The 11,236-nt window shown below is 70.8% G+C and carries 11 protein-coding genes and 1 pseudogene; 9 read left to right on the forward strand and 3 right to left on the reverse strand.

Going from position 1 to position 11,236, the window contains the following annotated elements; all coding sequences use genetic code 11:
• Positions 1-75 precede the first annotated feature (75 nt).
• From ACGFMP_RS02440 to ACGFMP_RS02455, 4 genes are all read left to right on the forward strand, one after another.
• A complete protein-coding gene (locus ACGFMP_RS02440; RefSeq protein WP_393669745.1) occupies positions 76-1,980 on the forward strand; it encodes an SDR family oxidoreductase in 1,905 nt (634 codons plus the stop codon).
• Positions 1,981-2,035: 55 nt separating this feature from the next.
• Positions 2,036-2,929, forward strand: coding sequence for a metal-dependent hydrolase (locus ACGFMP_RS02445; RefSeq protein WP_393669746.1), 894 nt, complete (start codon positions 2,036-2,038; stop codon positions 2,927-2,929).
• A gap of 10 nt (positions 2,930-2,939) precedes the next feature.
• Positions 2,940-4,052, forward strand: a complete 1,113-nt coding sequence (locus ACGFMP_RS02450) for a MerR family transcriptional regulator (protein ID WP_393669747.1) — start codon at positions 2,940-2,942, stop codon at positions 4,050-4,052.
• A gap of 82 nt (positions 4,053-4,134) precedes the next feature.
• Complete coding sequence (locus tag ACGFMP_RS02455; RefSeq protein WP_393669748.1) at positions 4,135-4,578, forward strand: hypothetical protein; 444 nt, start codon at positions 4,135-4,137, stop codon at positions 4,576-4,578.
• A gap of 89 nt (positions 4,579-4,667) precedes the next feature.
• Here the strand turns inward: ACGFMP_RS02455 and ACGFMP_RS02460 are convergent, their stop codons facing one another.
• Positions 4,668-6,503: a RecQ family ATP-dependent DNA helicase gene (locus ACGFMP_RS02460; protein WP_393669749.1), complete on the reverse strand. Its 1,836-nt coding sequence runs from the start codon at positions 6,501-6,503 to the stop codon at positions 4,668-4,670.
• Positions 6,504-6,616: 113 nt separating this feature from the next.
• A complete protein-coding gene (locus ACGFMP_RS02465; RefSeq protein ID WP_393669751.1) occupies positions 6,617-7,516 on the reverse strand; it encodes an LLM class flavin-dependent oxidoreductase in 900 nt (299 codons plus the stop codon).
• A gap of 92 nt (positions 7,517-7,608) precedes the next feature.
• On the opposite strand from ACGFMP_RS02465, the gene ACGFMP_RS02470 reads away from it, so the two are divergent.
• Positions 7,609-8,754 (forward strand): Fic family protein, encoded by a 1,146-nt coding sequence (locus tag ACGFMP_RS02470; protein ID WP_393669752.1) that lies wholly within the window; start codon positions 7,609-7,611, stop codon positions 8,752-8,754.
• Between the two features lie 31 nt (positions 8,755-8,785).
• Here ACGFMP_RS02470 and ACGFMP_RS02475 read toward each other — a convergent pair.
• A pseudogene (locus ACGFMP_RS02475) lies at positions 8,786-9,028 on the reverse strand (LLM class flavin-dependent oxidoreductase); the annotation flags it as partial.
• Positions 9,029-9,091: 63 nt separating this feature from the next.
• Here ACGFMP_RS02475 and ACGFMP_RS02480 point away from each other — a divergent pair.
• From ACGFMP_RS02480 to ACGFMP_RS02495, 4 genes are all read left to right on the forward strand, one after another.
• On the forward strand, positions 9,092-9,484 hold the full coding sequence (locus tag ACGFMP_RS02480; protein WP_393669753.1) for a type II toxin-antitoxin system VapC family toxin: 393 nt from the start codon (positions 9,092-9,094) through the stop codon (positions 9,482-9,484).
• Positions 9,485-9,606: 122 nt separating this feature from the next.
• A complete protein-coding gene (locus ACGFMP_RS02485; protein WP_393669755.1) occupies positions 9,607-9,855 on the forward strand; it encodes a hypothetical protein in 249 nt (82 codons plus the stop codon).
• Positions 9,852-10,253 carry a PIN domain-containing protein gene (locus ACGFMP_RS02490; RefSeq protein WP_393669756.1) on the forward strand — a complete coding sequence of 134 codons (402 nt, stop codon included), beginning with the start codon at positions 9,852-9,854 and terminating at the stop codon, positions 10,251-10,253. The genes ACGFMP_RS02485 and ACGFMP_RS02490 overlap by 4 nt, the downstream gene beginning before the upstream one ends.
• A 124-nt stretch (positions 10,254-10,377) precedes the next feature.
• On the forward strand, positions 10,378-11,061 hold the full coding sequence (locus ACGFMP_RS02495) for a hypothetical protein (RefSeq protein WP_393669757.1): 684 nt from the start codon (positions 10,378-10,380) through the stop codon (positions 11,059-11,061).
• Positions 11,062-11,236: the final 175 nt, after the last annotated feature.

The following is an 11,236-nucleotide window of genomic DNA, read 5'->3' on the forward strand; positions in this document are numbered from 1 at the left end:
GTCACAGTGATTGATGTCAGCTTCGGATGGTGGCGTCGCAGCGCGGCGCGTGGCGGGCAGGGGCGGGTGGGCGGGATGGACACGGCGGGTGGAACGGAAGAATCGGGCGGGGCGGACGAGCAGTTCGTGACAGGCGCGGACGGGGTCCGGCTGTGTGTGGCCGAGTTCGGTGACGCGGCGAGGCCGACGGTGGTGCTGCTGCACGGCTACCCGGACAGCAAAGAGGTGTGGGCCGAGGTCGCCGCGCTGCTCGCCGACCGCTTCCACGTCGTCCTCTATGACGTGCGCGGGCACGGGCGCTCCGGGGTCCCCGATCCGCTCAGGGGCGGCTTCACCCTGGAGAAGCTGACCGAGGACTTCCTCGCGGTCGCCGCCGCGGTGAGCCCCGACCGGCCGGTGCACGTGGCCGGCCACGACTGGGGTTCCGTGCAGGGCTGGGAGTTCGCCACCGTGCCGGGCACCGCCGGCCGGCTGGCGTCCTTCACCTCCGTCTCGGGACCCTGCCTCGACCACTTCGGCCACTGGATCAGGCGCCGGGTGCGCCGCCCCACACCCCGGCGGGCCGCACAGGTGCTCGGCCAGGGCGTCAAGTCCTGGTACGTGTATGCCCTGCACACCCCCGTGCTCCCGGAGCTGGCCTGGCGCGGCGTGCTCGGCAGGCAGTGGCCCAAGCTGCTGGCCCGGGTGGAGAAGCTGCCCTCCGACGGCTATCCGACCGCCTCGCTGCCCCAGGACGCCGCGCACGGTGCCTGGCTCTACCGCGACAACGTGCGGCAGCGCCTCGGCAAGCCGCGTTCCGACCCGTACGCGCATGTCCCCGTCCAGCTGATCACCCCGACCGGCGACGCTTTCCTCTCGGAGCGGCTCTACGACGACCTGGACCACTGGGTGCCGCGGCTGACCCGGCGCACGCTGCCCGCCAAGCACTGGGTGCCGCGCTCCCGGCCGCAGCAACTGGCCCGCTGGATCGCCGATTTCGTCACCGCGGTGGAGACCGGCGGCGGGGCGGGCGGCGGCCTGGTGGCCGGGTCCGCGGCCGCGCTGAGCGGGCCGGCCGCGGGGGCGCGGCCGACATCGCGCAGCGCACCGGCGGGGAAGGCCGGGAGAGCCGCGAAGCTGCCGGCCTCCGCGCTGGGCCGGACACTCCCCGCTGCACGGGAGCGGTTCGGCGGACAGCTGGTGCTGGTCACGGGCGCGGCCAGCGGGATCGGAAAGGCCACCGCGCTCGCGTTCGCCGAAGCCGGAGCCCGGGTGGTGGCCGTGGACCGGGACACCGAGGGCGGGGCGGACACCGCGGAGCTCGCTCTGAAGATCGGCGCGGCCGAGGCCTGGCCCGAGACCGTCGACGTGTCCGACGCCGCGGCGATGGAGGAGCTGGCCGCCAGGACCTTCGACAGCTACGGCGTGCCCGACGTGGTCGTGAACAACGCGGGCATCGGCCTCGCCGGCTCCTTCCTCGACACCACACCCGAGGACTGGAAGCAGGTGCTCGACGTCAACTTGTGGGGAGTGATCCACGGTTGCCGGCTCTACGGACGCCAACTGGTCGAGCGCGGCGAGGGCGGCCACATCGTCAACACAGCGTCGGCCGCCGCCTTCCTGCCGTCGCGGACACTGCCCGCCTACAGCACCTCGAAGGCCGCGGTGCTGATGCTCAGCGAGTGCCTTCGTGCCGAATTGGCGCCGCACGGCATCGGCGTGACCGCGATATGCCCCGGCCTGGTGAACACCCCGATCACCGCCAGCGCCCGGCACGCCGGGGTCGGTGACAAGGAGCAGGAGCGCCGCCGCGCGAAGAGCGCCCGGCTCTACAAGCTGCGCAACTACCCGCCGGAGAAGGTCGCGGGCGCGGTCGTCAGGGCGGTGCTGCGGGACAGTGCCGTCGTCCCGGTCACGCCGGAGGCTCGGGGTGCCCGGCTGCTGTCCCGGCTGTCACCGGGCGCGCTGCGGGCGCTCGCCCGGGTCGACCCCAAGCTGTAGCCGGTGTCCCGGCCCCGCACGTTCCCGCCCAGCCATCGGTAAGGAGGCCACGCCCGTGAGTCACCCCATAAAACCGCGCCGCGTCTCGTTCGACTGGAAGCAGACCCCGCTGCACTGGATTCCGGACGAGCCGACCGCGACGCACGTCATGAACGTCCTGCACCTGCTGCTGCCCGCGGGTGAGCGGTGGTTCGTGAAGGTCTTCAAGGAGGCGCTGCCGCTGGTCACCGACGAGCAGCTACTCAGGGACGTCAAGGGCTTCATGGGCCAGGAGGCCACGCACAGCGTGCAGCACGCGTACGTGCTGGAGCACTTGGCCGAGCAGCACCTCGACACCACCGCCTACACCCGCCAGGTGGAGTGGATGTTCGACGTGCTGCTCGGGGAGAAGCCGCCGTGGGGCGCACCGATACCGCGGCGCGAGTGGCTGCGCTTCCGGTTGTCGCTGATAGCCGCGATCGAGCACTTCACCGCGGTGCTCGGCGACTGGATCCTGGACGCCGGGGCGCTGGACGGCGCCGGCACCGACGAGGTGATGCTCGACCTGCTGCGCTGGCACGGCGCGGAGGAGGTCGAGCACCGATCGGTGGCGTTCGACATGTACCAGCACACGGGCGGCGGCAGCGCGGTGCGCTATCTGCGCCGGGTGGAGGGAATGGCGCTGGCCTGGCCGACACTGTTCTACCTGTGGACGGCCGGCGCCCGGTATCTGCTGCGGCACGACCCGAAGCTCGCCGGCGGCAGATACCGCTTCAAGGACCACAGGGCCGCGGCCCGCCGTGGACTGCTGCCGTCCTGGGCCTCGCTCCACGCCGCCATGCCCCGCTATCTGCGCCGGTCGTACCATCCGTCGCAGGAGGGTTCGCTGGACAGGGCGGTCGAGTATCTGGCCGTCTCCCCCGCGGCCCGGGGGGCCGCGGGACCGGCCGGCCGTACGGCGGCCTCATGACGACCGAGGGATGAGTGCGAGCACGTGGGTGGGAAAAAGTGAGGGCCGCCGGGTGACGACCGCCAGCGACGCCGGGCAGGGCGGGTACCGGATCGAGGACCTGTCCCGGCTGAGCGGGACCACGGTCCGCACGATCCGCGCGTACACCGACCGCGGGCTGCTGCCGAAGCCGGAGCGGCACGGCCGGGCCAACGTGTACGACGACACGCACCTCGAACGGCTGCGGCGGATCGCCGAGCTGCTGGAGCGCGGCTACACCCTGGCCAGCATCAAGGAGTTGCTGGCCGCGTGGGACTCCGGCACCGGGCTCGGCGGCGTCCTCGGCCTGGTCGGCGAGGTGGACCGGCCCTGGTCGGACGAGCAGCCGGTGCGGATCGGCCTGCCCGAGCTGATCGCCGCCTTCGGCGGGGCGGCCGACCTGTCGGCGGTGGAGGAGGCGCTCCAGCTCGGGGTGCTGGAGGCGGTCGCCGGTACGGACGACGAGTTCGAGGTGCCGAGCCCCAGGGAGCTGGCCGTCGCGGTGGAGTTGCACACCGCCGGTGTGCCGCTGGGCGCGATCACCGGCCATCTGCGCGAACTGCGGGGGCAGGTGGAGTACATCTCGGAGCGCTTTCTCGAATTCACCACCGAATACGTCTTCCCCCGCTTCCTCGAGCGCCCGCCCAGCGACGCCGAGGCGGCAGAGGCCGCCGCCCTGGTCCGGCGGTTGCGGCCGCTGGCCCAGCAGACCGTTGACGCGGAGCTCGCCCGCGCGATGCGTCTGCGGGCGACCGAGCACGTCCGCCGCCACCTCGGCGACGCGGCCCCCGACACCCCTGCCGCCGGCCCGGCAGCACCCACCCGTCAGGCACCGCCTCAGGAGACCCCGGTCCGGGTGCCGCTGCCCGCCTCCACCGTCGCCGCCGTCCGCGCCCTGGTCGGCCCGGCCGCCGTGCCCGAATTCATCGCCGCCGCCACCGACCGCGAGATCGCCGCCCGCCGTATGGACACCCTGGCCTCCGGCGGCGCGGCCGGCGACGGCAGCAGTGACCGGAGCACCGGCAAGCGGGCCGGCACCGGCACCGGCACCGGCACCGGCACCGGCACCCAACAGGACAGCGACGGCAGGGACGCCGCCGACTGAACACAAGTCACTTGTCGGCAGCGCTGCGTGGTGCATAGCCTTCGTGCGCCCGTTCGGGCGCACGAGGACAGGGGGGAAGTCGATGGACGCGACAGTGATGGTGTGGGCGGAGGCCCCACCTCTCGGCAGGACGGGAAGTTTCAACGTCGTCATCGACGGGGTCAAGGCCGGTCAGGTCCGGCAGGGCGAGGTGGAACCCTTCACCGTGGAGCCGGGCAGGCACACGGTGCGGGTCAGCGGCGGGGGCAGCAGGTCGAACACGGTCACCGTCGAGGTGGCCGACGGTGAGACGGCTCGGGTGGCCGCCCGCGCCACCGGGCTCAGCACAGCAGCGGTGTTCATGCCGCCGCTCGCCCTGATACCCGGGCTGATTTGCCGCCTGCAGGTCCAGAGCCACCGTCAGGCACCGGCCGCTCCCCCGACCGGCACCGGCACCGGCGCGGGAGCGAACGGCCTGTGGTGGGAGACCGATCCCGTGCTGTCCAAGCGGTTCAAGACCGCGGCACCGCGCGGCGACGCGGAGTAGGCGCCCCCGCTCCATCAGCAGGTCCCTCCGTCAGCAGGTCCCTCCATCGGCAGGTCACCCGTCAGTGGGCCCCGTCAGCAGGCCCTCGGTCAGCGGGCGCGGTCGGGGAGGGGGGCGAGCAGGTTCTTGTCCGTGACCACGGCCAGCGACAGGGTGCGGTAGCCGACGGAGGAGAAGAGGACGGTCAGCTTGCCGTCGCCCTCGCTCATCACCTCGCCCTCGCCCCACTGCTCGTGCCGCACGCCGACGCCGGGCTGGTAGGGGTGGGACGGGTCGCCTGCGGTGGCTCGTCCCTTGGCGGGGGCGGGGGCGGCGCCGGACTTGTCGCGCCGCAACCGCATCCGGCGCCCGCCGGTGACCGCGGGTGCCGCCGTATCGCCGCCCGCAGCACGGTCCGCAGCGGCGCTCGCACCGCGATGCTCACCGCCGCCCGCAGTACGCTCCGCAACGCCCAGGGTGGCGGTGGCGGATGCCGTCGTGCCCGTGCAGTTGTCGCAGGCGCCGCAGGGAACGGCGACGGTCTCCCCGAAGTAGCCGAGCAGGAAGCGGCGCCGGCAGTCGACGCTCTCGGCGTACCCCCGCATCATCTCGACCCTCGATTGCTCCAGCTTGCGGTGCGTGGTGTCGACGGCGAGCGCGGCCTCGACGGCGTCGTCGATGCCGTGGCCGTCGGGATCGTCGTCCCCGACCCAGCGGCTGCCGTCCCGTGCCGTGCGGACGGCCCCCGCCTCCTCCAGCAGGTTGAGGACCGCGGCCAGCCGGGTGGCGCTCAGCTCGCATTCCGCCCGCAAAGCGGTCGCGCCCAGGGTGCCCCCTTCCTTCCGCAGCCGTTCGGCGACCCGCCCCAGCGCGTCCGCGTCCGGCGCCCCGGCGGCGAAGAACCGCTGGAGCCCCAGGTCCTTCGCCCGGTACGCCAGGATCGCCCGGGCCGGTGCCCCGTCCCGGCCCGCACGGCCGATCTCCTGGTAGTACGCGTCCAGGGACCCGGGTACCGACGCGTGCAGCACGAACCGCACGTCCGCCTTGTCGATGCCCATCCCGAACGCCGAGGTCGCCACCACGACGTCCAACCCGCCCGCGAGGAAGCGGTCCTGGACGTCACCGCGGTCACCCGCCGACCGCCCCGCGTGGTAGCTCTCGGCGGCCAGCCCGAGGTCGGCGAGCTCCCGGGCGAGGGTGTCGGCCGCCCGCCGGGTCGCCGCGTACACGATCCCGGGCTTCTCCTCCACGGCCGCCCGCTCCAGGACGAAGCGGTCCTTGGCCGCCTCGTCCTGGAAGGCGGTCACCTCCAGGGCGATGTTCGGCCGGTCGAAGCCGGCCACGATCTCCACCAGGTCCTTCATGCCCAGGCGTTCCGCGATGTCCCGGCGCACCGGGGCCGCCGCGCTCGCGGTCAGCGCCAGCACCGGCGGATTCCCCAGCCGCTCGCGCGCGTGGCGCAGCCGCAGGTAGTCAGGCCGGAAGTCGTGCCCCCAGGACGAGACGCAGTGCGCCTCGTCCACCACCAGCAGCCTGGGCTGCGCAGCGGCGAGCCGGTCGAGCACGTCCTCCTTTGCCAGTTGCTCGGGTGCGAGGAAGACCACGTCGATCGACGCGGCGCTGATCCTGTCCCACGCGGTGTCGTTGTCACTCCGGCGCTGCGCCGAGTTGACGGCCGCGGCGCGCAGGGTGCCTGAGTCGAGCAGGCCCTGCATCTGGTCGCGCTGGAGGGCGATCAGCGGCGAGACCACCACCACGGGACCGCCGAGCAGCGCCGCGGGCACCTGGTAGATCGCGGACTTCCCCGAACCGGTCGGCATCACGGCGATCACGTCGCGGCGCTTCATCACCGCCTTCATCGCCGCCAGTTGGGCCGGCCGTAGCTTTTCCCAGCCGAAGACCCGGCGCGCGGTGGCGCGCAGCCGACGGGACGAGAGTGCGAACATGCTTCTCCTCGGAGGTCCTGGCATCGAACTGCTGTGCCGTGGCGGCTACCCCGCCTCGGCGGGATATCGCCTCAGGACCGTCCGGTGTCCCGGCGCGGCGCGCCGGAGGCGGCTCACCGCCCGAGTTGGGCCGGGGCCTCGGTCGCGATGCGTTCGAAGACCTTCGGGTCGGTGTCCCAGTCCGAGTCGGGGATCGGGGTGTGGATCACGATCTCGGTGATGCCCAATTCCGCGTGCCGGCCGGCAAAGTCCACGAAGGCGTCGAGGGAATCCAGGGGGGTGTTGCGGTCGGGCGTGAAGCCGGTCAGCAGGATGCGGTCCAGCTCGGCGGAGTCGCGGCCGATCTCCGTGCAGGCGGCGTCGAGGCGTTCGATCTGGCCGCGGATGGCCTGCCGTGACTGCTCCGGAGTGCCGGTCTCGAAGAGGGCGGGATCGCCGGTGGTCACCCACGCCTGGCCGTGCCGGGCTGCCAGCCGCAGGCCGCGCGGGCCGGTGGCGGCCACCGCGAAGGGCAGCCGGGGGCGCTGCACGCACCCGGGGATGGTCCTGGCCTCCTCCGCCGAGTAGTACGTGCCGCGCTGGGTGACCGCGCCTTCGGTGAGCAGCCGGTCGAGCAGCGGTACGAACTCGTCGAGCCGGTCGGCCCGCTCCCGGGGTGTCCAGGCCACCTGGCCGAGGGCGGTCGCGTCGAACCCGGTGCCGCCGGCCCCGATCCCGAGGGTGATCCGGCCGCCCGACACGTCGTCCAGGGTGATCAGCTCCTTCGCGAGCGTCACCGGGTGGCGGAAGTTCGGCGACGTCACGAGGGTGCCGAGCCGTACCCGGGAGGTGGCCGTGGCGGCCGCCGTCAGCGTCGGCACCGCCCCGAACCAGGGCTTGTCCCGAAAGCTCCGCCACGACAGGTGGTCATAGGTGTAGGCGGCATGGAAACCCAGCCTCTCCGCCCGCTGCCACACCTCCCGCCCCTGCTCGTGCCAGCGGTAGATCGGCAGGATCACAGTGCTCAGACGCATGGAGACGACGATACGGGTGGCCCGCTCACTGCGGCGCTCCCGACGGTAAGCAGGCGATTGCCTAGATGACACAATCATGGTGTCATTGAGTCATGCTGTACGAGACACCGGCCTTGGATGACGCCGACCTGCGTGTACTCGAGGAGATCGAGCAGATGCGGGAAGAGTTGCGGCACTATGTGCGCCCCCAGCAACGGTGGACGAAGCAACTACGACGCAACCTCACCGCGCGCGCGATCGCAGGATCGAACACGATCGAGGGCTACCGAGCGACGGTAGACGATGTCGAAGCTCTCATGGCTGGCGAAGCACCGCTCGAAACCAGCGATGAAACCCGGCATGAGATCGAGGGCTATCGCCAAGCGATGACGTACATCCAGGCGCTGTCCGATGCCGGAGATGAGTTCCGTTACGACATGGGACTGATAAACGGTCTCCACTACATGATCCAGGAGCACCAGCCTGGGAAACGTCCAGGTCGGCTGCGGAGAGGGCCGGTCTACATCTCCCATCCAGACGATGAACTGGTACCGGTCTACACCGCGCCGGAGAGCGACGCCGTATCAGGGCTCATGGCCGAGTTGGTCGCCTGGTTGAACGACGGAGATTTGGGGTCTCCCGTTCATGTTCGCGCTTCCATGGCCCACCTCAACCTGGTGAAGATTCACCCCTGGGCAGACGGCAACGGTCGCATGTCGCGAGCGCTGTCCACTTTGGTGTTCGCGCGCGAAGCGCTCATGCCTGCCGAGTTCTCCTCCATCGAGGAGTGGCTCGGACGTGGACAGAACACCTTCGCTTACTACGCCGTCCTGGAACTGATGGGTGGCCCGGTGTGGAACCCCACGACGGACACCAGTCAATGGATCAAGTTCTGCCTCACGGCACACCACCGCCAGGCCCAAGGCGCCCAACGGCGAGTCGAACTATTGTCCCGCGCTTGGATTCGGCTGGCCGACGAAGCCGAACGGTCTGGCCTGGATGAACGTGCCACCTACGCGCTCCTCCCGGCGTTCCTCGGCCAGAAGGTACGGAGGAAGCTGTACCAGATCGATGCCGAGCTCAGCGAGCAGCAATCCATCCGGGACATGCGCCAGATGGTGGCGCTGCACTGGTTGGACTCGCATGGCGAAGCTCGTGGGCGCTACTACACCGCCGGCCCACGAATGCTCCCAGTAACAGCAGACGTGGGCCGCGAGCCCAAGCCGTTCATCAATCCGTACAGGCGCCCCGCCGATTGACCGGGGTAGCAGCACTCCCCGCAGGTCAGCCCGTGATGCATGAACGAGGCTTGCCTGACGTCACGAGGGTGCCGAGCCGTACCCGGGAGGTGGCCGTGGCGGCCGCCGTCAGCGTCGGCACCGCCCCGAACCAGGGCTTGTCCCGAAAGCTCCGCCACCACAGATGGTCATAGGTGTAGGCGGCATGGAAACCCAGCCTCTCCGCCCGCTGCCACACCTCCCGCCCCTGCTCGTGCCAGCGGTAGATCGGCAGAATGACAGTGCTCAGTCGCATAGGGCCAACCGACCACAGGCGCACACGCGCCGCTGCTCAGTCGTCCCGCCCCCGAGTGACCAAGTGAGCGGCACGCTCGTACTGGGCAGCGAGGCCCTGTCCAAGCTCTCGAGTCGGCACCGCGGCATGGCGGTCTGGCTGGACGTGGCTCGCAGCCTCGACCTGCTGATCGTGACGAGTGCGGCAACCCTGGTCGAGGCGCGCGATCCCAAGGTCGTCCAGGCGGCGTTCGACTTCGCGGTCTCCCTCACCAAGGTGCGACCGATCACGGAAGAGACCGCCCGCGCGGCGAGCAAGCTTCTGGTCGCCGCGGGACTTCACGGTCACATCTACGCCATCGACGCGATGCTGGCCGCAACCGCACACGCGGAACACGGCGATGTGACGGTCGTGACCAGCGACGTGGACGACCTGCGCCGACTGTGCCATCCGCGTATCGCGATCGAGCCGATCTGAGCTCTTCACGTCCGGTGACGGCACACACATGGGGCGACGACACGGCTCGGCCCTCGGACTTCTCGCACGCCTGGCGGCCCTGAAGGAAGGCCACCGCGCGCATACCGCGGTATGCTCGCCGTATGGCTGACACGACCCGAATCACGGTCACGCTGCCGACCGAGCAGGTGGCAGAGCTGAAAAAGCTTACTGACAACGTCTCCGGCTACGTGGCCGAAGCTGTGGCCCGCCAGATCAGACACCAACTGCTCGGGGCCGATCTGCGGAGCTACGAGGACGAGCACGGATCCTTCAGCGAAGAGGAGCTGGCCGAGGCCCGTGCGCGAATCACGGGAGCGACGCAGACCACAGGTGGCGCGAGCGCCGCGTGAGTCAGCACATCGAATCCGTGGTCCTGGACAGCGAGGGCCTGTCCGCCTGGGTCGCCCAGGACCGGAAGGTCCTCGGCCTGCTGAAGGTGTTCCACGAGATGGGCGCGGATCTGATCATCAGCGCGAACACCATCGTGGAGGTCAGCCACTCCCGCGTGAACATGCCGCGGCTCCAGTGGGCACTGTCCAGGATCAAGGTGGAGGCGGTCACCGAGGAGACGGCCAAGGAAGCGGCGCGGCTACTCAAGGCGACCGGCCTTCATGGGCACAAGTACGCCATCGACGCGACCGTCGCGGAGGCGGCCCTGCGGCAGCCCGGACCCGTGGTCATCCTGACGTCGGACATCGACGACATGGCCCGCCTGTGCGGCAAGCAGATCGGGCTCATCGGCCTCTGATCCGCAGAGGTGTCGGTTTCGGCCAATATGCCCTTACGTCTGTCATGGACAGGTAATCGAGAGGACAGTGTGCTTTCGCACGACTCCGTACGGTGAACCTCTTACTTCCTGGAGGAACCGCCCCATGCGAAGAATCAGCACTCTCGCCGCCGCTCTGCCGGCGGCGCTGCTCGCAGCCATCGTCCCCGCGGCCGCGGCAACCCCGTCGGCTGCCGCCTTCCCCGTCCTGAGCCAGACCGTGCCCGGCGGCCCCGCCGTCATCCCGGGTGACATTCTGAAGTCCTCGCTCACCCCTGGCACACCGTTGAACTTTCCCACCGCCCCCGGCGGTTCTGTCGGCCTGTTCTGCAAGCAGTCGAGCTGGGTGGGCCAGACGCTGTCCAACCCGGCCGCACCGGGCACGGCGGCGATCAAGCTGCTCAATCCCTTCACGATCGCCTCGTGCTTCGACAACTCACCGACCGTCACCGGGGTTGTGGGCGTCACCGTCGGCAACCTCCCGGCGACCATGACGGTCAGTGACACCTCGGGCTACCCGATCCAGATCCTGCCGTCGACCGGTCCCCTGGTGATCTCCTACACGGTGACCACCACCGGCCCGACCGTCACCTGCACCTTCCAGGCAGGCGGCCCCGTGAACGGCACCACCGCACCCGGCGGCGCTCCGTGGCAGTTCGTCAACCAGCCGTTCAAGCTGGTCAGCGGGGCACTACCGGCCTGCGGAACGGCGCCGACCGCGTATCTGACCGCCCGGTACAGCCCCGTCGTGGACGCGACGGCCGGCGGCACCACGGTCTACGTGAACTGACCCCCGCGCCCGACCGCGCGAGCGGAGAGCCCCTTCCGGCGAGGATGCGCCACGGGAAGGGGCTCTTCGGGCAGAGGGGGCTCCCGGCGGTGCCCGGAGCACTCCGCACCCGCCGAAGCGCGATGTGCCGTGGCGGTGGATCCGGTGGCGTCCGCGTCCGGCGGATCGCGTCGTC

Origin of the sequence: Streptomyces sp. NPDC049040 (genome assembly GCF_043197715.1) — a bacterium.
Classification (GTDB): domain Bacteria; phylum Actinomycetota; class Actinomycetes; order Streptomycetales; family Streptomycetaceae; genus Actinacidiphila.

Bases quoted from the DNA above. Each gene is read 5' to 3' on its own strand.
- ACGFMP_RS02440 (WP_393669745.1), top strand. From the start codon at position 76: ATGGACACGGCGGGTGGAACGGAAGAATCGGGCGGGGCGGACGAGCAG.
- ACGFMP_RS02460 (WP_393669749.1), bottom strand. From the start codon at position 6,503: ATGTTCGCACTCTCGTCCCGTCGGCTGCGCGCCACCGCGCGCCGGGTC.
- ACGFMP_RS02465 (WP_393669751.1), bottom strand. From the start codon at position 7,516: ATGCGTCTGAGCACTGTGATCCTGCCGATCTACCGCTGGCACGAGCAG.
- ACGFMP_RS02495 (WP_393669757.1), top strand. From the start codon at position 10,378: ATGCGAAGAATCAGCACTCTCGCCGCCGCTCTGCCGGCGGCGCTGCTC.
- ACGFMP_RS02450 (WP_393669747.1), top strand. From the start codon at position 2,940: ATGAGTGCGAGCACGTGGGTGGGAAAAAGTGAGGGCCGCCGGGTGACG.
- ACGFMP_RS02455 (WP_393669748.1), top strand. From the start codon at position 4,135: ATGGACGCGACAGTGATGGTGTGGGCGGAGGCCCCACCTCTCGGCAGG.
- ACGFMP_RS02470 (WP_393669752.1), top strand. From the start codon at position 7,609: ATGCTGTACGAGACACCGGCCTTGGATGACGCCGACCTGCGTGTACTC.
- ACGFMP_RS02485 (WP_393669755.1), top strand. From the start codon at position 9,607: ATGGCTGACACGACCCGAATCACGGTCACGCTGCCGACCGAGCAGGTG.